This window comes from Klebsiella sp. BIGb0149 (assembly GCF_004362605.1).
In the GTDB taxonomy this organism is placed as follows: domain Bacteria; phylum Pseudomonadota; class Gammaproteobacteria; order Enterobacterales; family Enterobacteriaceae; genus Klebsiella; species Klebsiella terrigena.
Window position 1 is genome coordinate 550,404 of sequence record NZ_SNYG01000003.1, and the last position, 20,065, is coordinate 570,468.

19 protein-coding genes are annotated in these 20,065 nt (G+C 60.7%); 12 read left to right on the forward strand and 7 right to left on the reverse strand.

What is annotated here, in order from left to right:
• The first annotated feature begins 2 nt into the window (after nucleotides 1-2).
• From EDF75_RS14415 to EDF75_RS14455, 9 genes are all read left to right on the forward strand, one after another.
• The gene (locus EDF75_RS14415; RefSeq protein ID WP_133599911.1) at nucleotides 3-1,682 is read left to right on the forward strand and encodes a glycerol-3-phosphate dehydrogenase/oxidase; all 1,680 of its coding nucleotides are present in this window, start codon (nucleotides 3-5) and stop codon (nucleotides 1,680-1,682) included.
• Complete coding sequence (locus EDF75_RS14420; RefSeq protein WP_133599912.1) at nucleotides 1,679-3,241, forward strand: FAD-binding oxidoreductase; 1,563 nt, start codon at nucleotides 1,679-1,681, stop codon at nucleotides 3,239-3,241. The genes EDF75_RS14415 and EDF75_RS14420 overlap by 4 nt, the downstream gene beginning before the upstream one ends.
• Nucleotides 3,238-3,813 (forward strand): glycerol-3-phosphate responsive antiterminator, encoded by a 576-nt coding sequence (locus tag EDF75_RS14425; protein WP_133599913.1) that lies wholly within the window; start codon nucleotides 3,238-3,240, stop codon nucleotides 3,811-3,813. Before EDF75_RS14420 ends, EDF75_RS14425 begins: the two co-directional genes overlap by 4 nt.
• A gap of 18 nt (nucleotides 3,814-3,831) precedes the next feature.
• Nucleotides 3,832-4,146 carry a putative quinol monooxygenase gene (locus EDF75_RS14430; RefSeq protein WP_133599914.1) on the forward strand — a complete coding sequence of 105 codons (315 nt, stop codon included), beginning with the start codon at nucleotides 3,832-3,834 and terminating at the stop codon, nucleotides 4,144-4,146.
• A gap of 9 nt (nucleotides 4,147-4,155) precedes the next feature.
• Complete coding sequence (locus EDF75_RS14435; RefSeq protein WP_133599915.1) at nucleotides 4,156-5,322, forward strand: iron-containing alcohol dehydrogenase; 1,167 nt, start codon at nucleotides 4,156-4,158, stop codon at nucleotides 5,320-5,322.
• A gap of 218 nt (nucleotides 5,323-5,540) precedes the next feature.
• Entirely contained in the window at nucleotides 5,541-6,938 is a 1,398-nt protein-coding gene (locus EDF75_RS14440; protein WP_133599916.1) for a cytochrome ubiquinol oxidase subunit I, read from the forward strand.
• Nucleotides 6,938-7,948: a cytochrome d ubiquinol oxidase subunit II gene (gene cydB / locus EDF75_RS14445; protein WP_133599917.1), complete on the forward strand. Its 1,011-nt coding sequence runs from the start codon at nucleotides 6,938-6,940 to the stop codon at nucleotides 7,946-7,948. Before EDF75_RS14440 ends, cydB begins: the two co-directional genes overlap by 1 nt.
• Complete coding sequence (locus EDF75_RS14450) at nucleotides 7,948-8,073, forward strand: DUF2474 domain-containing protein (protein WP_072051800.1); 126 nt, start codon at nucleotides 7,948-7,950, stop codon at nucleotides 8,071-8,073. The genes cydB and EDF75_RS14450 overlap by 1 nt, the downstream gene beginning before the upstream one ends.
• A 162-nt stretch (nucleotides 8,074-8,235) precedes the next feature.
• Nucleotides 8,236-8,469, forward strand: coding sequence for a DUF2554 family protein (locus tag EDF75_RS14455; RefSeq protein WP_133599918.1), 234 nt, complete (start codon nucleotides 8,236-8,238; stop codon nucleotides 8,467-8,469).
• A 12-nt stretch (nucleotides 8,470-8,481) separates the two neighbouring features.
• Here the strand turns inward: EDF75_RS14455 and EDF75_RS14460 are convergent, their stop codons facing one another.
• The gene (locus EDF75_RS14460; RefSeq protein ID WP_133599919.1) at nucleotides 8,482-10,446 is read right to left on the reverse strand and encodes a peptidase U32 family protein; all 1,965 of its coding nucleotides are present in this window, start codon (nucleotides 10,444-10,446) and stop codon (nucleotides 8,482-8,484) included.
• A gap of 235 nt (nucleotides 10,447-10,681) precedes the next feature.
• Complete coding sequence (locus EDF75_RS14465) at nucleotides 10,682-11,230, reverse strand: helix-turn-helix domain-containing protein (RefSeq protein ID WP_133599920.1); 549 nt, start codon at nucleotides 11,228-11,230, stop codon at nucleotides 10,682-10,684.
• Nucleotides 11,231-11,489: 259 nt separating this feature from the next.
• On the opposite strand from EDF75_RS14465, the gene EDF75_RS14470 reads away from it, so the two are divergent.
• A complete protein-coding gene (locus tag EDF75_RS14470) occupies nucleotides 11,490-12,656 on the forward strand; it encodes a benzoate/H(+) symporter BenE family transporter (RefSeq protein WP_133599921.1) in 1,167 nt (388 codons plus the stop codon).
• Here EDF75_RS14470 and EDF75_RS14475 read toward each other — a convergent pair.
• The gene (locus tag EDF75_RS14475) at nucleotides 12,633-13,502 is read right to left on the reverse strand and encodes a helix-turn-helix domain-containing protein (protein WP_133600010.1); all 870 of its coding nucleotides are present in this window, start codon (nucleotides 13,500-13,502) and stop codon (nucleotides 12,633-12,635) included. The genes EDF75_RS14470 and EDF75_RS14475 overlap by 24 nt on opposite strands.
• A gap of 182 nt (nucleotides 13,503-13,684) precedes the next feature.
• Between EDF75_RS14475 and EDF75_RS14480 the strand changes: the two genes are divergently transcribed.
• Nucleotides 13,685-14,581, forward strand: a complete 897-nt coding sequence (locus EDF75_RS14480) for a DMT family transporter (protein ID WP_133599922.1) — start codon at nucleotides 13,685-13,687, stop codon at nucleotides 14,579-14,581.
• Nucleotides 14,582-14,666: 85 nt separating this feature from the next.
• Here the strand turns inward: EDF75_RS14480 and EDF75_RS14485 are convergent, their stop codons facing one another.
• Nucleotides 14,667-15,335 (reverse strand): DUF3313 domain-containing protein, encoded by a 669-nt coding sequence (locus tag EDF75_RS14485; protein ID WP_133599923.1) that lies wholly within the window; start codon nucleotides 15,333-15,335, stop codon nucleotides 14,667-14,669.
• Nucleotides 15,336-15,469: 134 nt separating this feature from the next.
• On the reverse strand, nucleotides 15,470-17,062 hold the full coding sequence (locus tag EDF75_RS14490; RefSeq protein WP_133599924.1) for an ABC transporter substrate-binding protein: 1,593 nt from the start codon (nucleotides 17,060-17,062) through the stop codon (nucleotides 15,470-15,472).
• A 112-nt stretch (nucleotides 17,063-17,174) separates the two neighbouring features.
• Between EDF75_RS14490 and pepT the strand changes: the two genes are divergently transcribed.
• Nucleotides 17,175-18,404, forward strand: a complete 1,230-nt coding sequence (gene pepT / locus EDF75_RS14495; protein ID WP_133599925.1) for a peptidase T — start codon at nucleotides 17,175-17,177, stop codon at nucleotides 18,402-18,404.
• Here the strand turns inward: pepT and tehB are convergent.
• Both tehB and tehA read right to left on the reverse strand, forming a co-directional pair.
• Nucleotides 18,401-18,997 (reverse strand): tellurite resistance methyltransferase TehB, encoded by a 597-nt coding sequence (tehB, locus tag EDF75_RS14500; protein ID WP_133599926.1) that lies wholly within the window; start codon nucleotides 18,995-18,997, stop codon nucleotides 18,401-18,403. The genes pepT and tehB overlap by 4 nt on opposite strands.
• Before the next feature lie 2 nt (nucleotides 18,998-18,999).
• The gene (gene tehA, locus EDF75_RS14505; RefSeq protein ID WP_133599927.1) at nucleotides 19,000-19,998 is read right to left on the reverse strand and encodes a dicarboxylate transporter/tellurite-resistance protein TehA; all 999 of its coding nucleotides are present in this window, start codon (nucleotides 19,996-19,998) and stop codon (nucleotides 19,000-19,002) included.
• Nucleotides 19,999-20,065 lie beyond the last annotated feature (67 nt).

The following is a 20,065-nucleotide window of genomic DNA, read 5'->3' on the forward strand; positions in this document are numbered from 1 at the left end:
CGATGAAGTTTTTTCCGTCTCGTAAAGCCAGTCAATCGCGCAGCGAAATGTTTGCCACCGCGCCGCTGCGCCTGCAGCGCGATGAACAGCTGGACGCGCTGGGCAGCGACGCGTTCGACATCCTGATCGTCGGCGGCGGCGTCACCGGTGCCTATACCGCGCTGGACGCCAGCCTGCGCGGCTATCGCGTGGCGCTGGTCGAAAAAAGCGATTTTGCCTCCGGCACCTCGTCGAAATCGTCAAAAATGGTTCACGGCGGGCTGCGCTACATTGAACAGGGCAATTTAGGGCTGGTGCGCCACTCCCTGCTCGAGCGCCAGCGGCTGCGGCGCAACGCGCGCCACCTGGTTCAGCGCCTGCCGTTTATGTTTCCGGTGCTGGATAAAAACGGCATTTTCGATAAGCGCATGGCCTCAGCCTTCGAAAGCCTGCTGTGGACCTACGATCTTGCCGGCGGCTGGCGGGAGGGCATCCTGCACCAAAAGCTCACCCCAGCGGAGGTCCTCTCCCACTGCCCGACGCTGAATGAAGAACAGCTGTCCGGCGGCTTCATGTACTTCGACGCCCGGGTCGATGACGCCAGATTAACCCTGGCGCTGATACGCACCGCCGCCTTTCACGGCGCGACGGTAGCCAACCATGCGCAGGTGGTCGCCACCACCCGCGACGGTCATGGCAAGGTGAACGGCGCCATCGTCCACGCCGGCGATCGTGAGATTCAGGTGCAAGCCCGGACGGTAATTATGGCGACCGGCGTATGGCTGCGCGACTGGGATGGCCAGAAAAAGGAGGCCCCGTCAGCGCTGCAAATTCGCCCGGCGAAAGGCGTTCATGTCGCTATTCCGTGGCTGAAAATCCGTAACGACTGCACGGTGACCATTCCCGTCGCCGGACGCAAGCGCCGCGCCACCATCACCCGCTGGGGCAACGTCTCCTATCTCGGCACCACCGATGAAGATTACGACGGCGACCTCGACGATGTCTGCTGCACCCGCCAGGAGCTGGATTTTCTCCTTGATGGTGCGAACTCGGCGCTAAAAACCCAGCTCACGGCCCAGGACGTGGTGGGAAGCATCGCCGGCTGTCGTCCGCTGGTGGGCAGCCCGGGGGGCAAAACCGTCGAGATGAAGCGCAATCACCAGATCGACGTCGCGACGGATGGCCTGATAACCATCGTCGGCGGCAAGCTCACCACCTCGCGTCATATGGCGGAACAGACCGTCGATGTTGCCGCCAGTCTACTTGGCCGCAGGCGGGCGTGCTCAACCAAAAGCGCCTTCCTGCTCGGCGCCGCTGGCTACGATCCGCAGGCGATCCTCGCCTCCGGCGGGCTCTCTGCCCATCTCGGGGAGCGCTACGGCGCCGAAGCGCATTTCGTCAGCGACATCATCCAGCGCGCGCCGGAGCTGCAAACGCCGCTGATTGCCGGTCTGCCCTATACCGAGGCCGAGGTGGTCTACGCCATCCGCCACGAGCTGGCCAGCAGCGTTGACGACATTCTGTCGCGTCGGCTGCGCGCGCGATTGATGGCGCGGGACGCCTCCGCCGACGCCGCCGGGCGAGTGGGCGAATTATTACAGCAGGAACTCAACATGGCTCCGCAGACGGTAGCGCAGCAAATTGCGCGCTATCGGGCGGCCGTTAAACACGAAAAATCCGTTCTTATGGGGACTTCAGAATGATCAGTAAAGAAGCGCTTAAACGTGGCTATAACCGTGGAAACTATCGGGTTGGGGTACACACCCCGCCGGGCTGGGCGGCGCAGCAGATGCCCGCAGGTTCGGGGCCGGGCATGCAACGTGACACTGTCACGGTCAGTGAAGCGGTCGTCGACCAGCTGCGCGCCGTCGCGGATGAGGTGCTCACCGCCCGCCGCGACGTGGTGAACTGGACCCGCGACTGGTGGGCCGCCTCGATGATTGCGGAAACCGCAGGTTCTCCCGCCACGCCGGTTGCCACCATCGTGCGTGTCTCCAGCGTCGAGCAGATCCAGGCGGTAGCGCGGATTGCCAGCCACCAGCGAATCCCGCTGACCGTCTCCGCCGGACGCAGCAACGTCACCGGCGCGGCGCTGCCGGTGCGCGGCGGGATCGTGCTCGACGTCTGCGAGCTGAATCAGCTGGTCTCCTTTGACCCACAGAGCCAGATTGTGGAGGTCGAAGCCGGGATGTTTGGCGACGTCTTTGAGCAGACTATCCAGCAACAGTTCGGAATGACGATGGGGCACTGGCCCTCCTCTTTTGGTATCAGTACGGTTGGCGGCTGGGTCGCCTGCCGCGGCGCGGGCCAGCTTTCAACCCGCTACGGCAAAATTGAGGATATGGTTTACGGCATGGACGTGGTGCTGGCCGACGGGCGCTTAATCACCGTCGGCGGCGCGCCGCGCAGCGCCACCGGGGCGGATCTCCAGCAGCTGTTTGTCGGCTCAGAAGGGACCCTCGGCATCATCGTCCGCGTGCGCCTGAAGCTGCACCGTCTGCCGGAGTATGGCCGCGCCATAGCCTGGGGCTTCGCTACCTTTGCCGAGGGCCTCGAAGCCTGCCGGCAGATCCTGCAGCGCGGAGCAACCCCGGCGGCCCTGCGGCTGTACGATAACCTGGAAAGCGGCGTGCAGTTCTCGCTGGCACAAACCAACGTCCTGCTGATTGCCGATGAGGGCGAGAAGGAGCTGGTCGATGCGGTGATGGCCATCTCCGCGCGCGTCTGCCGGGCGCAAAACGGCCAGCAGCTGGAGAGCGACCCGATATTCGAACGCTGGCTGGATACCCGCTATCTGACCGGTAAAAGCGCCGAGGGCTTTAAGCGCAGCCCGGGGCTGGTCGCCGATACCCTGGAGATGATCGGCCGCTGGCGCGATCTGGCGGTGATTTACGACGAAGTGGTGGCGGCAATCGACGCCGTACCGGGAACGCTGGCCGGCTCCGCCCACCAGTCGCATGCTTACGTCGACGGCGCCTGTCTCTATTTTTCACTGCGCGGCGACGTTGATGTCAGCGAGCGCGCGGCGTGGTATCGCGCCGCATGGGATGCGGCAAACGCTGTGCTGATCCGCCACAACGCCTCTCTCAGCCATCATCATGGCGTGGGTTTATTACGTTCCCCTTATATGCAGGACTCGCTGGGCGAAGCGCTAACCGTTATGGCGGAGATCAAAGCGGCGCTCGATCCGCACAATATTCTCAATCCCGGTAAGCTGGGGCTGAGCGACGAGCTAACCCCGTCAGCGGCAGGTCAACCATGATCAAAAATCTCGGCACGCTTCTGGCGTGCCACCCGATTATTATGGCGATCTACGGCATCGATCGGCTGAAAACCGCCCTCACCAGCCGGGCGCAGGTGTGCATTATTGCCAATATCGACCTGATTAAGCTGCAGCCGGTGATCGCCCTGCTGGCCAAGGCGGATAAATACGTCATCGTCAATATCGACAGCTGCAGCGGGCTGTCACAGGACAAAGGCGGCATCGACTATATTGCGGAAACCGGCGCCATGGGGCTGCTCTCCACGCGGCTGCAAACCGTGCAGCGGGCGAAGAAAAGCGGGCTGGTCACGATGCAAAAAATCTTCGTCACCGACCGCTCCACCTGGCTTCGCAGCCTCAATGCGCTGGAGCAGAGCGAGCCGGACTACGTGCAGCTGATGCCCGCGCCGATGCTGCCGCTGATCCCCCAGGCCGACCGCCAGCGGCTGCCGCCGATCGTCGCCTCCGGCTTTGTCAGCCATGAAGGCGACATTCGCAGCGCGCTCGGCAACGGCGCGACGGCGGTTTCCAGCAGCGACAGCGCGCTGTGGAACCTCCCTCTTTCTCGTTAATCAACGGAGCTAAACATCATGGCAAAACAGCAGCTACAGGTCATCGCCCACTACGTTACCCGCCGGGATGAGGTGGAGAATGTCGCCGACGCGCTGCGGGCGCTGGCGCAGGCCTCCCGCCAGGAGGCGGACAACATCAGCTATGACTTTTTCCAGTCGCGCGAAAACAGCCAGCACTTTGTGATCCTCGAGCGCTACCGCAGCGAAAACGGGCTCGACGCGCACCGGGCGACGCCGCACTTTCAACATCTTGGCATCGAGGTCATCGCCCCGCTGCTCGAAAATAAGCAGGTTGAGAGTTTTTTAGTTCCGGTCGAAGACGACGGCAAATAGGGAGGCATCATGAGCACAACGGGCAACGCATTCTCCTTTTCCACCGTCGGAACCCTGCTCATCGAGTGGCAGGGCGCCGCGCGGCTGGACGAGATCGTCGCGCGCCATTTTACGGCCCAACGCATACTGCTGGTCACCGATCCGGGCCTGGTGGGTTCGGGGGCGCTGGCGCCGGCGGAAGAGGCGCTGCACCGCGGTGGCTACGCAGTTACGCGCTTTGACCGGGTTGTCGCCGATCCCCCGGCCGCGCTGGCCCTGCAGGCGGCGGAAGCGGCCCGGGAAGCGCGTTGCGATCTGGTCATCGGCTTCGGCGGCGGCTCCTCGCTGGACGTCGCCAAAATTGCCGCCGCCCTCGCGCCTTCTCAGCAGCCCCTCGACGCGATGTACGGTATCGATAAGGTGACGGGCTCGCGCCTGCCGCTGATGCAGATCCCGACCACCGCGGGCACGGGTTCTGAAGTGACCAATATCGCTATTCTGACTGCCGGGGAAAACAGCAAAATGGGCGTCGTCGCGCCGCAGCTTTTCTGCGACCTGGTGCTGCTTGATGCGCACCTGACGCTGGGCCTGCCGCCAATCCATACCGCTGCCGCGGCAATTGATGCCATGGTGCATGCCATCGAGGCCTACACCAGCGCGCATAAAAAGAACCCGATCTCTGACGCCCTCGCCCGTGAAGCGCTGCGCCTTATCAGCCGCCATCTGCTTCGCGCCTGCCATCACGGGGCCGATCGCGAGGCCAGGGAGGCGGTGCTGCTCGGGGCCATGCTGGCCGGACAGGCCTTTACCAACGCCCCGGTGGCGGCGGTCCACGCTCTGGCCTATCCGCTGGGTGGGCGTTATCACGTACCGCACGGGCTCTCCAATGCCCTGATGCTGATACCGGTTCTGCACTTCAACGCTCCCGCCGCCGCGCCGCTGTATGCCGAGCTTGCCGCCGCTATCGGCCTGCCGCTCAGCGGTGACGCGCAGCGGGATACGGCGCGATTTATTGCCGAGCTGACGCGTCTCATCGTCGCCAGCGGCGCGCCGCAGAGATTACGCGATGTCGGGGTTGAGGAGACGCAGCTGCCGCTGCTCGCTCGCGACGCGATGCAGCAAACCCGGCTGCTGATAAATAATCCGCTGCCGCTGAGCGAGTCCGACGCGCTCCGGCTTTATCAGCAGGTCTTTTAACCCGCCTCCGCCCCGCTGCGTCGCACGGATACAGCGCCGCAGCGAGGCGGCGTTTACCCCAACGCCGGCTATTCCCGCAGACCATCCGGCAGCGGCGGCTGAGAAAAATCCATAACAGTCACCCGACTGTTATGGGAAAAAAGAGCCTTTCTGCCTCTGCAACCAAAGGCAGGCGACGCCTAAAATTGCGCTGAATCAATTTTGTTGCGGAGCACTGCATGTTTGGTCTTGATGCATTCCACCTGGCGCGAATTCAATTCGCCTTTACCGTGTCGTTTCACATTATCTTTCCCGCCATCACCATCGGGCTTGCCAGCTATCTGGCGGTGCTGGAAGGGCTGTGGTTAAAAACTAAAAATCCCGTCTGGCGATCGCTGTACCACTTCTGGTCGAAAATTTTCGCCGTCAACTTCGGCATGGGCGTCGTCTCAGGGCTGGTGATGGCCTATCAGTTCGGCACCAACTGGAGCGGATTTTCTGAGTTCGCCGGCAGCATTACCGGGCCGCTGCTGACCTATGAGGTGCTGACGGCCTTCTTCCTCGAAGCCGGGTTCCTCGGCGTGATGCTGTTCGGCTGGAACCGCGTCAGCCCCGGTATGCACTTCTTCGCCACCTGCATGGTGGCGACCGGGACCATCATTTCCACCTTCTGGATCCTCGCCTCCAACAGCTGGATGCAGACGCCGCAGGGCTTTGAGGTGGTCAACGGCCAGGTGGTGCCCGTGGACTGGTTTGCGGTGATCTTCAACCCCTCATTCCCCTACCGCCTGCTGCATATGTCGGTGGCGGCCTTCCTCAGCAGCGCGCTGTTCGTCGGCGCCTCGGCGGCATGGCATCTGCTGCGCGGGAATCAAACCCCGGCCATTCGCGCGATGTTTTCGATGGCCCTGTGGATGACGCTGATCGTCGCCCCCATCCAGGCAATGATTGGCGATATGCACGGCCTGAACACCCTCGAGCATCAGCCGGCAAAAATTGCCGCCATTGAGGGACACTGGGAAAACCGCCCGGGGGAACCGACGCCGCTGCTGCTGTTCGGCTGGCCGGATATGCAGCAGGAGCGTACCCGCTACGGACTCGAAATTCCGGCGCTCGGTAGCCTGATCCTCACCCACAGCCTCGATAAACAGGTTCCGGCGCTGAAGGAGTTTGCGCCAGAGGACCGCCCCAATTCGACCATTATATTCTGGTCATTTCGCCTGATGGCCGGCCTCGGCATGCTGATGATCCTGCTCGGCGCGCTGGCGCTGTGGCTGCGCTACCGCCGGCGGCTCTACCACTCGAAGCCCTTCCTGCGCTTTGCGCTTTGGATGGGGCCATCGGGGCTGATCGCCATCCTCGCCGGCTGGGTGACCACCGAGGTTGGCCGCCAGCCGTGGGTCGTCTATGGCGTGCAGCGCACCGCCGACGCCGTTTCCGCCCACGGTGACCTGCATATGACCATCAGCCTGCTGACGTTTTTTGTGGTCTACAGCTCGGTCTTTGGCGTCGGCTATAGCTATATGCTGCGCCTGATCCGCAAAGGCCCGCAGGAGGTCAATCCGCCGGTAAGCGGCACCCCGGCGCGTCCGCTTTCCGCCGCCACCGGCCATATTGAGCATAAGGAGTCCCACTAATGGCTATCGACCTGTCGGTAATCTGGTTTGCCATCATCGTTTTCGCCACCCTGATGTATATCGTCATGGACGGCTTCGATTTAGGGATTGGTATTTTATTCTGCACCATCCGCGACCCCGAGGATCGCAACGTGATGGTGAACAGCGTGGCCCCGGTGTGGGACGGAAATGAGACCTGGCTGGTGCTCGGCGGCGCGGCGCTGTTCGGCGCCTTTCCACTGGCCTACGCGGTCATTATCGACGCGCTGGCGATCCCGCTGACGCTGATGCTGGTTGGCCTGATCTTTCGCGGAGTGGCCTTCGAATTTCGCTTCCAGGCCACGCCGTCGCACCGGCCCTTCTGGGACCTCGCTTTTCTTGGCGGCTCCCTGCTGGCAACCTTTGCCCAGGGCGTGGTGGTCGGCGCGGTCATTAACGGCTTCCCGGTCAGCGGCCGCGCCTTTAGCGGCGGTATGCTCGACTGGCTTACGCCGTTCACCCTGTTTTGCGGCCTGGGGCTGACCATCGCCTACGCGCTGCTGGGCGCCAGCTGGCTGGTGATGAAAAGCGAGGAGCCACTGCAGGAAAAAATGCGCGTCGCGTCGCGGGCCCTGCTGCTGGCGCTGCTGGCGGTGATTGCCGCGATCAGCCTGTGGACTCCGCTGGCGCAGCCCGCTATCGCCGCGCGCTGGTTCAGCTTACCGAACCTCTTTTTCCTGCTGCCGGTTCCGCTACTGGTGCTGGCACTCAGCGTCTGGCTGTGGCGGGCGTTAGGCAGCCGCGACCATCACGCGCGGCCTTTCCTGCTGACGCTTGGGCTGGTGTTCCTCGGCTTTAGCGGGCTGGGGATCAGCATCTGGCCGCATATTATTCCGCCGGCCATCACCCTGTGGCAGGCCGCCGCGCCGCCGCAGAGCCAGGGATTTATGCTGGTAGGCGCAGCGCTGATTATTCCGGTGATCCTTGGCTATACCTTCTGGAGCTACTACGTATTCCGCGGCAAAGTTCAACACGGTGAGGGGTATCATTGATGAATCGATTATGGCTTAAGCAGATGGTCTGGATGGTTGCGCTGTGGGGCGGGAGCGTGCTGGCGCTGGCGGCAGTGAGTATGGGTTTTCGCCTGTTAATGACCGCAGCCGGACTAAAAGTCTAGCGTTTGATCTTAACCGTCCATCAACCGGCAGCGCATCTGCCGGTTTTTTTATCTTCCGTCAGCCGGCGCTGACAGAGCCTTTTCCCTTCTTTGACTGACGCAGAAAAAAGCTCAACAACCGGCAGGCATAGTGGCTGCACTCGCCCCCATACGGAACAGGATATGATCAGGAGATGCGTTTCGACCTTACTGCTGCTGTGCGCGCTCTTTTCCGGCCACCTGCTGGCCCGCCAGCAGGGAAACGACCACTTCCCGCTCCCCAGCCTCGAACAGCGGCTGCTGCACGAGGCCGATTGCGACGAATTACGCAGCCAGTACGACGATGCGGCGTCGAATCTGCGCGAGCAGCACCGCTGGCAGAACGCCCGCCGGGCTAAAACCTATTCCCGCAGCTAGTCCCGGCGTCGATCAGGCGCCTTTGCGTTTGGGCAAGGTTTTCAGCAGCTCGTCCGGGCTGACGGAGGCCACGATGCTTCCCGGAAGCGGCATTTTCAGAATATGGTTCTTCATTTTGCCCACCACGTGCATTTCGCAGGGACGGCAGTCAAACTTCAGCGTCAGCACCTCGTCGCCGTGAATCAGCTGCATCGGCGTGGCTTTCCAGCTCTTAATCGAACCTTTAGCCTGTTTCGGGCACAGGTTAAAGGCAAAGCGCAGGCAGTGCTTGGTGATCATCACCGGCACGTCGCCTTTCTCTTCGTGCGCTTCATAGGCGGCATCAATCAGCTTCACGCCGTAGCGCTGATAAAACTCGCGCGCCTTGTGGTTATAGACGTTCGCCAGGAACGAGAGATGGGTTTCCGGATAGACCGGCGGCGGCACGGACACCGCCTTGCGCTGGCCGCGAGGCGCGGCGTCCAGGCGCGCCCGATCGAGACGCTCTACCGTTTCGCGGCGCAGCTGATTGAGCAGGCCGTTGGGCACAAACAGCGCGCCGGGCAGCGCTATCTCAACGTTGCGGGGGAAATAGATGGTCTGGCCTAATTTCGCCACCCCGTCGCGCAGGTTGGCCAGCGCCTTATCGGTCTGGGTCGCTTCGGCAAACTCGCCGTCGAGGGTGTGGGTCACGCTGACGCCGTCCTCGCAGGTCATCGTCAGCACCAGCTGTTCCTGCCAGCCGCTGAGGGTGATATCTACCGCAATCCGCCGCTCGCTGGAGGTCTTTTGCAGCGCCTGCTGCCAGTTGTGGTCAAGATTGCGGTTCAGCGCCTGATGCGGGCGCGCCTTGTAGAGATCCGCCGGCATTTCGTTTGGCCATACGCGGTAGCGGTTTTCACCGGTTTTCTCTACCGTATTGGCGCGAAAACCGACGATTTCGCGCTTGATCATCACGTTCAGGCCGTCGCCGTTGGTCAGCGCTTCGCTCACCTCGACGTCAAGATGGTCTTTACCCACCTTCAGCACTTCGCCCACCGGCAGGCCGATAAACTTCGGCGAATCGAACGCGCCAATATCCCCTTTACGCGCGTTGACGAAATAGTCGGTGCTGCCGCGATGGAAGGTTTTATCCGTGGACGGCACGAAGAAGTGCTCGGTGCGTCCGGCAGAGGAGCGCGCGAGATCGCCCCGGTCTTCAATGATCGCGTCCAGCATCTGACGATAGTGGGCGGTAATGTTCTTCACGTAGCTCATGTCTTTGTAGCGGCCCTCAATCTTGAAGGAGCGCACGCCGGCGTCGATCAGCTGGGCCAGGTTGGCGGTCTGATCGTTGTCTTTCATCGACAGGAGGTGTTTCTCGTAGGCCACCACCCGGCCCTGGTCATCTTTCAGGGTATACGGCAGGCGGCACGCCTGAGAGCAGTCGCCGCGGTTGGCGCTGCGCCCGGTCTGCGCGTGGGAGATATTGCACTGTCCGGAGTAGGCCACGCACAGCGCGCCGTGAATAAAGAACTCAATCGTCGCGTCGGTGTGTTCGTAGATGGCCTTGATCTGCTGCAGATTCAGCTCGCGCGCCAGCACTATCTGACTGAAGCCGACGTCGGAAAGAAACTTCGCTTTTTCAACGCTACGGATATCGCACTGGGTGCTGGCATGCAGCTCAATCGGCGGGATATCCAGCTGCATCACCCCCATATCCTGCACGATCAGCGCATCAACGCCGGTTTCATACAGGTCGGTAATCAGGCGCTGCGCGGGCTCAAGCTCATCATCATGCAGGATGGTATTCAGCGTCACAAAAATCTTCGCGCCGTAGCGATGGGCGAAAGGCACCAGTTCGGCGATATCGCTGAGGCTGTTGCTGGCGTTGTGGCGCGCGCCAAAGCCCGGTCCGCCGATATAAACCGCGTCCGCACCGTGTAAAATCGCTTCACGGGCGATCCCGGCATCGCGGGCGGGGCTAAGAAGTTCAAGATGATGGTTTTGCAGGCGCATACGATCGTCGTTATCCGTTATAGGGGGCGAAATGGCGGCTATTGTAGTCAGAAGTAGGCAGAGACCAAAACAATTTCCACCGTCGCCGCGGGGCGAATTTTCAGATTCTGGCAAAGCATTGAAGGAAAAGCTATTTCCCAGCGAAAACGGCGCAGGGTAAAGTCACCTCGTATTCCGGATTTTCCTCGTCACGTTGTGGATTGTTTTATCATCAGTCATCTTGATTGGCCGCCGGCTAACCCCCGGCGGCTTTTTCTTTGGGGTAGTGAATTAGCGAATGAAAATGGGCCGTCTGCGCGCCGCCGTTGCGATAGGCGTGCGCCAGGTCGCCGGCAAAGCGCCGCCCTTCCCCCGCCTGCAGGGTGTGCCACTGCCCCTCAAGGCACAGCTCCAGCGCTCCGCTTATTACCACCACGTGCTCGATCACCCCTTTTTCATGCGGCGTTGACTCGCTGAGCGCACCGGGAGCGAGGGTGATAGAAAAATGGTCAAAGCGCAGCTGCGGATCCCACGGAAAAACGGGCGTCACCACCATCGCCTGCTGCTGCGGGTCGAAGGCGGCCGGCGCGTCGGAATCATCGGCGACGATAAACGTCGAGAAGGCTACGTTCAGCCCGGTGGCAATTTTCCACAGCGTCGCCACGGTCGGGCTGGATTCGTTGCGCTCAATCTGCCCGAGCATCGCCTTCGACACCCCGGTCTCCTCCGCCAGGCGCGACAGGCTCCAGCCGCGCTGTTGACGCAGCGTTTTCAGGGTTGCCGCAAGATGTTGCGCAATATTCATTCCACCTCCTGATTTTCTCAGCAGAAATTATACGCGTATTAATATGATTCTACAGGGCGTTTAATTACCGGAAACATATCGCACAATCTTGAGAAGCGGATGAAATTAGCTGCTGGCAACATAGGGCAATCTGCTATCGCCGCCGGGAGTCGATAGCGATCGCCTTTCTGCAGCGGCAGGCGGTGCCGATCGCCCCCCTTGTGCGCTATAGCGCACGGTGATACATTTTACCGGATGTTATAACGCACAAGAGGTGATCATGCGCCCTTTCTCCCTCCCGCTGCCGACGCTGCTCGCCGGCTTTATCGCAGTGCTGGTCGGCTATGCCAGCTCTGCGGCCATTATCTGGCAGGCCGCCGCCGCCGCGGGGGCCGATGCCGGACAAATCGCCGGCTGGATGACGGCGCTGGGTTTGGCTATGGGGGTCAGCACCCTCGCGCTGACACTATGGCGTAAGGTGCCGATCCTCACCGCGTGGTCCACCCCCGGCGCGGCGCTGCTGGTCAGCGGGCTGCAGGGCGTGACGCTGGAGCAGGCGGTCGGGGTGTTTGTTTTCGCCAACGCCCTCATCGTGCTCTGCGGGGTGACCGGTCTGTTTGCCCGCCTGATGAAAATCGTGCCCCACTCGCTGGCGGCGGCGATGCTGGCCGGAATTTTGCTGCGTTTTGGCCTGCAGGCCTTCTCCAGCCTGCAGGGTAATCTGCTCCTCTGCGGCGGCATGCTCGGCGCCTGGCTAATCTGCAAGGCCCTGCTCCCGCGCTTCGCGGTCGTGGCCGCCCTGCTGGTGGGGGGCGCTATCGCCTGGGCCAGCGGCGAGGTGAGCGCTGAACATATCAGCCTCTCGTTCGCAGCGCCGACGTTTATCGCCCCGCAGTTTACCCCGTCCCTGCTGCTCAGCGTCGGGCTGCCGTTTTTCCTCGTCACCATGGCGTCGCAAAACGCCCCCGGCTTCGCCACGCTGCAGGCCTCCGGCTATCCGGTGCCGGTGTCGCCGCTTATCGTGGCGACCGGCGGCCTGGCGCTGCTGCTGTCGCCGTTTGGCGTCTACTCCATCTGTATTGCCGCGATAACCGCCGCTATCTGTCAAAGTCCGGACGCCCATCCCGACCCTCAGCGCCGCTGGCTTGCGGCAGCGGCGGCCGGCGGTTTTTATCTGCTGGCGGGCGTTTTTGGCGGGTCGATCACCGCGCTGATGTCGGCCCTGCCGGCTGCGTGGATCCAGATGCTCGCCGGGCTGGCGCTGCTGGGTACCCTCGGCGGGAGCCTGTTTCAGGCGCTGAATCATGAGAGCGAGCGCGATGCGGCGGTGGTGACCTTTCTGGTCACCGCCAGCGGGGTGACGCTGGCGGGCATTGGTTCCGCCTTCTGGGGGCTGCTGCTGGGCGGAGTGAGCTTCGCACTGCTATCGGCGCTGCGCCGCGCGTAGCTGCGACGGCGTCAGCCCGGTGGCGCTTTTAACGCGGTTGCTGAAATGGCTGGCGGAGCTAAAGCCGCAGGCCAGCGCAATGTCGGTCAGCGAACGGGCGCTGTGGCAGATAAGCTCCTGCGCGCGAACCATACGGCGCTGCATCACGTACTGATGCGGCGCCATTTTCATCGACTGGCGGAACATGCGCGCAAAGTGATATTCGCTGAGCGCCGTCTCCTGCGCCAGATCGGCCAGCGTCAGCGGCTGGTCAAGATTCTCTTCGATCCACGCCAAAAGCGTGCGCAGAACGTGCGGCGCCAGGCCGCCGGTGACCGTCGGTAAGCGCCACTGGACGTTCGAATAGTGCTGGATCAGGTGGGTCAGCAGCAGCGTGCTGGCGGAGCTCAGGGTCAGCTGGTTGGCCTGCTGCTGCCAGTCGTAGTCGAGGAGAAACTGACGATAGACCGCGGTGATTTTATCATCCTGGGAAAAGGTTTGTTCCTGCAGGCTAAACGAGGCCGGGCTGCGGTCCCAGATCTGCTCCCCGACGCGTCGCAGATGCGCATCGGTGCAGTAAAGGTGGACAAAAGAGAGGTCGCCGCGGATATCCCAGGTACTCTCCGCCCCTTTTGGCATCAGGCAGAAGCGATCCGGCCCGCCGCCGTTTTTCCAGCCCTGCGGCGTTTTCTGATAGCTTTCGTAACCGTCGGCAACGTACAGGCTCAGCGTATGGTGGTCGCTACGTACCGTCACCGTATCGAGGTTGTTGTACCACGCCGCCAGCTGAATGCCGGAGTTCAGCTCCACCGTTTCCCGCAGCACGGCTTTTTGTCGACGTAATGTTTCGAAAGTCCCGTAAGCCATAGCCTTCACAAATCAGATTCCGCAAACCCGTAGTCTATGAAGAGTCGACGGTGGATACCAGACCTCCCGCCCTCTTAAAGCAAAATAAGCGCAAGAATTTGCAAGTCCGTAACAAGATGGTGACAGCGGCGCGCGCGATAAGCCGTCACACTGCCCGGGAGTGTTCTTACGGGAGAGATATTTTGAACGCATTACTCTATGGGCTGGTCGTCGTTATCTGGGGCACCACGTGGATTGCCATTTTTCTGCAGCAGGGGCCGGTTGCCGCGCCGGTATCGATTTTTTGGCGCTTCGCCGTTGCCAGCCTCACCATGCTGGCGATTCTGCTGGTTACCCGCCGCCTGCGCCCGCTGGCGTGGCGCGATCATCTGTTCTGCATCCTGCAGGGCTGCTGCGTGTTCTGCTTTAATTTCTGGTGCTTTTACACCGCAGCAGCGCATATCAACACCGGGCTGGAATCGGTGATTTTTTCTATGGCGGTGCTGTTTAACGCCGTTAACGGCTTTATTTTCTTCCGCCAGCAGCCGCCGGGTCGTTTCTGGCTCGCCGCCGCGCTGGGCCTGGCCGGGATCGTGACGCTGTTCTGGGACGATCTGCTGCAAAACGGCCTGAACGCCTCCCTGCTGTGGGGAATTGGCCTTAGCGCGCTGGGGACCTACGGCTTTTCGCTGGGGAATATGCTCAGCATCCGCCACCAGCGCCGGGGTCTGGAAACGCTGACCACCAACAGCTGGGCGATGCTCTACGGAACCCTGGTGATGGGCGCCATCGCCCTGATACGCGGCGACGATTTTTCTCCACAGTGGACGCTGAGCTACATGGGCGCGCTGCTCTATCTGGCCCTCTTCGGTTCCGTTATCGCCTTCGGCGCCTACTTCACGCTGGTCGGGCGAATCGGCGCCAGCAAGGCGGCCTACAGCACCCTGCTGTTCCCGCTGGTTGCGCTGACCATCTCGACCTTTTATGAAGGCTACGTCTGGCACGGCAATGCCGTCGCCGGACTGGCGTTGATTCTGGTGGGTAATCTGGTGATGTTCGCCCGGCCGGAGCAGTTTTTCCTGCGCCGCAGGCTGGCGTAAACGGCGGTCGCTATCCGCGCTTCCCGGCGGCTCAATAGCGCCGGGAAGACGATCGTTCGCGCCGTCGGCGGACGGCGCGGCGGGCTTACCTCTGCGTCGAGTCGAATTTCACCGCGTCGATAGCCATGTCATCGATAACCTGCTTCAGGGTATCCATGGTCATAGGCGTATTTTCGTTGGCCAGGTCTTTCCCCTCACCTTTACGCACCACTTTGATCACCGGCTTGTTGGTGGCGGCATCAATCAGCTCGCCTTCGAAGTAAAGGCTGGTATCCATCGTACGGTGTCCGGTTGCCATTTCGGTCCCCGCAACCACCATCGCCACCGGCACCACTTCATAGAACTGCAGCCCCTCTTTGCTGGAGTCCACGCCGGTGATCGCGCCGCGGAAGATCAGGCTGCGCGGGCCCGCGGTGGTCGCCAGCGGTTTACGCTCGGCAATCGCCTGCTTCATCTGCGTATTGGTGTAGTTAAGAATATCGCTCAGCGCCCTGGCCCCGACCTGGGTAGAGGGTTTCGGGATCGGGTAATAGGTAATTGGGTTGTAGACCACGTTATCGTAGTTCTTCGGATTGTAATCCGGGGAGATCCAGCGCAGTTCCGGTTTACCGGACGCCGAGGTGGTCTCTTTTAAACTGGAATAATCTTTTAAAAAACCTGAATACCGATCCGGTTGGGCAATTTTAGCCGCACAGCCGGTTAAGGCTAACAGACCGGCAATGACGGCAGCTTTAAATATAAAATGAGTACGCATGAGGAATCCCTGTAAATGCAGTTGTCGGCAAGGTTTATAGCAAAATAGCAGGGTAAGTGTTGTGACAAAAAGGGTGAAATGCCAGAGGCTGAGAAAAATAAATCCGCCACGATGGGCGGATTGAGATATGCGCTTTATTTTATATCAACCTGATAAAAAATATGCTTGCCAAAAGGGTCAATCTCGTAGCCGGAAACATCTTTACGCACCGGTTCAAAAATAGTCGAGTGGGCAATCATGACCGCCGGCATTTGATCGTGCATCATCTGCTGGGCCTGTTTGTAAAGCGCCTCGCGCTGCGGACGATCGCTTATCGCTTTCGCCTCGCTAATCAGCTTATCGAACGGCGGATAGCACCACTTCGCCGAGTTGGAGCCGCCGTTGGCCGACTGGCAGGTAAACAGCGGGCCGAAGAAGTTATCCGGATCGCCGGTCGCGGTAGTCCAGCCCATCAGGGCCGCCTGATGCTCGCCGTCTTTGACGCGCTTGAGGTATTCACCCCACTCATAGGTCGTGATTTTGGTCTGTACGCCAATTTTCGCCCAGTCCGCCTGAATCATCTCCGCCATGCGCTTAGCGTTGGGGTTATACGGGCGCTGGACCGGCATCGCCCACAGGTCGATGGTCAGGCCGTTGGCCATCCCCGCTTCCTGCAGCAGCGCCTTCGCCTTCTGCGGGTCATAGTCATAATCTTTCAGCTCGGCGTCCGCGCTCCATACGCCCGGCGGCAGCAGATTTTTCGCCGCCGTCCCGGTGCCGTGGAATACGGCTTCGATAATCGCCGGTTTATTAATCGCCAGCGCCAGCGCCTGGCGCACTTTGACATTATCCAGCGGCGGCTTTTGGGTATTGAACGCCAGGAATCCGGTATTCAGACCCGCCTTACTCAGTAAATTAATATTATTATTTTCCTTCATTCTCGGTAAATCCGCCGGGTTAGGGAACGGCATAACCTGGCACTCGTTCTTTTCCAGTTTGGCATAACGCACCGAGGCATCCGGGGTAATGCTAAATATCAGGCGGTCGAGCTTCGCCTTGCCCTGCCAATATTCCGGGAAGGCGGTATAAAGAATGCGCGAATCTTTTTGGTACTGGGCGAGCTTAAACGGCCCGGTGCCGATTGGGTCATTGTCGACGCGCTCAGGGGTTCCCGCTTTGAGCATCGCATCCGCATACTCCGCCGACAGAATAGAGGCGAAATACCAGCCGAGATCGGCCACAAACGGCGCTTCCGGATGGGCCAAGGTAAAGCGCACCGTATATTCATCAGGCTTATCAATTGCGGTGATCAGCTGACCAAATTCGAGGCTTTCGAAATTAGAATAGTTGCCGTTGGAGACGTTATGGTATGGATGCTTCGCGTCCTTTTGCCGCATAAAGGAGAAGATAACGTCATCGGCATTAAAATCCCGCGTGGGGGTAAAGTACTTGTTGCTTTGAAACTTCACGCCCTTGCGCAAATGGAAGGTGTAGGTTTTGCCGTCTTCGCTGACCTCCCAGCTTTCGGCGAGGCTCGGCTGCAGCTCGGTGGTGCCAACCTTAAAGTCCACCAGCCGGTTATAGACCGGGACCGCGCTGGCATCGACGCTGGTGCCGGAGGTGTAGAGTTGAGGATTGAAGTTCTCCGGCGATCCTTCGGAGCAGTAAACCAGGGTTTTGCCCGCGACGGTGGAACTGACCGTCAGAGCGGCGAATGCCAGGGCAAGCGTTGTGAGTTTGCGTTGCATCGGGTTTCCTTTTTAATTTGTCAGCTAATGAATAGCTTGTTGTTTTCCTATCCATACATAACACTAAAGCCTGATTGCAAACACCTGAAAAAATAATAAATAAGGAACGTCTATGTCATCTCCACTCGCCGAACGGCTCACCCAGCGCTTCTTCCGCTATCTCGCGATTAGCAGCCAAAGCGACCCTCGCGCCACCACGCTGCCCACCACCCCAGGTCAGCACGAGATGGCCCGCGAGCTGGCCCAGGAGCTGCGTCAGCTGGGGCTGGACGATATCGAAATTGACGAGCACGCGACCGTCACCGCGGTGAAGAAAGGCAACGTGCCCGGAGCGCCGCGGATCGGCTTTATCACCCATATCGATACCGTCGACGTCGGGCTATCGCCGGACATCCACCCGCAGATCCTGCGCTTTAACGGTGAAGACCTGTGCCTGAATGCGCAAAAAGAGATCTGGCTGCGGGTTGCCGAACACCCGGAGATCCTCGCCTATCCCGGAGAGGAGATTATTTTCAGCGACGGCACCAGCGTGCTGGGGGCCGATAATAAGTCGGCGGTGACGGTGGTGATGACGGTGCTGGAAAGCCTGACCCCGGAGCATCGCCACGGCGATATCGTGGTGGCGTTTGTCCCGGATGAGGAAGTCGGCCTGCGCGGCGCCAAGGCGCTCGACCTGAGCCGTTTCGCCGTCGATTTCGCGTGGACCATCGACTGCTGCGAGCTGGGGGAGATTGTCTATGAAAACTTCAACGCCGCGGCGGCGGAAATCCGCTTTACCGGCGTCACCGCGCATCCGATGTCGGCGAAGGGCGTGCTGGTCAACCCCCTGCTGATGGCCACCGAGTACATCAGCCACTTCGATCGCCTGCAGACGCCCGAACACACCGCCGGACGCGAAGGCTACGTGTGGTTTAACGGCATTCAGGGGGACCAGAGCAGCACCCTGCTGCAGGCCAGCATTCGCGATTTCGACCTCGACGGCTTTAACCGCCGCAAGCAGCAGATTGGCGAGGTGGCGGCGAAAATCGCCGCGCGCTACCCAACGGCAAAAGTTGACTATCAGGTGAGCGATACCTACAGCAATATCAGCAACGCGCTGGGCGAGGACCGCCGGGCCATCGACCTGCTGTTTACCGCGATGGAGAGCCTTGGGATCGAGCCAAAACCGACGCCAATGCGCGGCGGCACCGACGGCGCGGCGCTGTCGGCCAAAGGCCTCCTGACGCCGAACTTCTTTACCGGCGCGCATAACTTCCACTCAAAGTTCGAGTTTCTGCCGCTGCGCGCCTTTGAGGCCTCGTACCATACCGCGTTCGCGCTCTGCCTGCTGGCGGCGCGCTAGTCCGCTTTACGCGCCAGCATGGTGGCGAAGCGCAGCTTGATACGATTACCGTTGGCGTCGGTGCGGTGCAGCTCACCGACCTCTTCGTTGTACCTGAGGAACGTCCAGCCGGCGTAGTAGCTACGCAGCTCTTCCGGCTTAAAGGCAAACGGGAAGCCAACGGTGCACGGATAATCTTCGGTATCCATCGCCGCCACGATCAGGTTATAGCCGCCCGGCCTGGTGCAGCGCTGCATGTTGGCGATAAGGCCGGGGATGGTTTTCGCTTCGAGAAACATCATCACCACGGTGGAGAGAATAAAATCGTACTCTCCGTCAAAGCTCAGCGTATTGAGGTCCTTGATTGCCGACTGCAGGTTATCAATCCCCTCCTGCGCCCGAATCGACTCCAGATTATCGATACTCGCCGGATTTTTATCCCAGGCGGTGACCTCAAAACCGTTGGCCGCCAGATAGAGGCTGTTGCGCCCGTTTCCGCAGCCGAGATCGAGGGTTTTGCCCGGCTGCATCAGCGACGCGGCGTGGACCACCTCAGAGTGGGTGCGGGTCATGCCATATTTTTCAGTAAAGTAGTTTTCGTCACGGATAGTCATGCTTAATCCTTATTTTTTAACAGAGTGGCGCGCTCGACGCGGATCAGCAGCTTGCCGCGCACCAGCAGCAGGAAAGTGCGAATCAGCAGCAGCCCGATAATCAGATTGGTAAAGACGAACAGCGGGATAGCCAAAAAATGGAAAAAACCGTTTGGCTGGCTATGCCCAAGATGCAGCCCGGTCGTCGCCAGCGCCGAGATGCCGAACGAGAAGCTCCAGAAAGAGGCGTTGAACGGCTGCTGCAGATACCACGGCATCAGCCGCAGCATAAACAGCAGCTGCAGCAGGCCGTAGCCGAACAGCAGCTTAGCGAAGGTGTCCGCCTCCCCGCCGTTGACGCTCAGCCAGGCGCTGCAGGCCACCAGCGCGGGCGCCAGCTGAATGCCCAGCGAGGTGCGCAGCGCGGCAGGCAGCTCGCCGTCGCTGCGCAGCCGCTGCAGAATAACCGGCTCCAGGCTCAGCCAGGAGAAAATCCCGGCGCCAAGGAACACCAGTCCGGCATCGCTAAAGCCCAGCGCGCCGCAGGCCATGGCGCTGATGAAGTTATTGGCGACCGTCGGCAGATAGAGACCCGGCGTCGTCGCATCGCTGGGATGATTGCCGCGCCACAGCCCGGCGCTTTGCCAGGCCGAATAGGCGAGCTGCAGCGCCACGCCGATGATAAACAGGCCCAGCGAGAGCGGGCGGCACCACGGCACGAAGCCGATGGAGACCAGCATGGTGGTTGCCGGAAACAGGCTGACGAAGCTGCTGGCGACCGGGTGGCGCATCTCCTGGCGAACGCTCCACGGAAAGCGGATCGCGCGGGTGATAAACGCGACGGCCAGCAGAGCCCATATCGTGGCCGCCAGCACCACCAGGCCATCGCCAACGCTGCGGCTTACCGGCCAAATGGTGCTGGCATAGCGCCAGGCAAAGCCCATTCCGATAATACCCAGCACCATCCCAAAATAGCCCGCGGGTAGATTCAGCACCCGCTGCCCCGACCGTTGTTTATTCATTTTATTTAATTTTTCAATTTATCTTTAAGATGCATTTTAAAAGAACCTTCAAAAACGCGCTACGGAG

Coding starts and splice junctions, on each gene's coding strand:
- EDF75_RS14415 (WP_133599911.1), top strand. CDS start 3: ATGAAGTTTTTTCCGTCTCGTAAAGCCAGTCAATCGCGCAGCGAAATG.
- EDF75_RS14420 (WP_133599912.1), top strand. CDS start 1,679: ATGATCAGTAAAGAAGCGCTTAAACGTGGCTATAACCGTGGAAACTAT.
- EDF75_RS14425 (WP_133599913.1), top strand. CDS start 3,238: ATGATCAAAAATCTCGGCACGCTTCTGGCGTGCCACCCGATTATTATG.
- EDF75_RS14430 (WP_133599914.1), top strand. CDS start 3,832: ATGGCAAAACAGCAGCTACAGGTCATCGCCCACTACGTTACCCGCCGG.
- EDF75_RS14435 (WP_133599915.1), top strand. CDS start 4,156: ATGAGCACAACGGGCAACGCATTCTCCTTTTCCACCGTCGGAACCCTG.
- EDF75_RS14440 (WP_133599916.1), top strand. CDS start 5,541: ATGTTTGGTCTTGATGCATTCCACCTGGCGCGAATTCAATTCGCCTTT.
- cydB (WP_133599917.1), top strand. CDS start 6,938: ATGGCTATCGACCTGTCGGTAATCTGGTTTGCCATCATCGTTTTCGCC.
- EDF75_RS14450 (WP_072051800.1), top strand. CDS start 7,948: ATGAATCGATTATGGCTTAAGCAGATGGTCTGGATGGTTGCGCTGTGG.
- EDF75_RS14455 (WP_133599918.1), top strand. CDS start 8,236: ATGATCAGGAGATGCGTTTCGACCTTACTGCTGCTGTGCGCGCTCTTT.
- EDF75_RS14460 (WP_133599919.1), bottom strand. CDS start 10,446: ATGCGCCTGCAAAACCATCATCTTGAACTTCTTAGCCCCGCCCGCGAT.
- EDF75_RS14465 (WP_133599920.1), bottom strand. CDS start 11,230: ATGAATATTGCGCAACATCTTGCGGCAACCCTGAAAACGCTGCGTCAA.
- EDF75_RS14470 (WP_133599921.1), top strand. CDS start 11,490: ATGCGCCCTTTCTCCCTCCCGCTGCCGACGCTGCTCGCCGGCTTTATC.
- EDF75_RS14475 (WP_133600010.1), bottom strand. CDS start 13,502: ATGGCTTACGGGACTTTCGAAACATTACGTCGACAAAAAGCCGTGCTG.
- EDF75_RS14485 (WP_133599923.1), bottom strand. CDS start 15,335: ATGCGTACTCATTTTATATTTAAAGCTGCCGTCATTGCCGGTCTGTTA.
- EDF75_RS14490 (WP_133599924.1), bottom strand. CDS start 17,062: ATGCAACGCAAACTCACAACGCTTGCCCTGGCATTCGCCGCTCTGACG.
- pepT (WP_133599925.1), top strand. CDS start 17,175: ATGTCATCTCCACTCGCCGAACGGCTCACCCAGCGCTTCTTCCGCTAT.
- tehB (WP_133599926.1), bottom strand. CDS start 18,997: ATGACTATCCGTGACGAAAACTACTTTACTGAAAAATATGGCATGACC.
- tehA (WP_133599927.1), bottom strand. CDS start 19,998: ATGAATAAACAACGGTCGGGGCAGCGGGTGCTGAATCTACCCGCGGGC.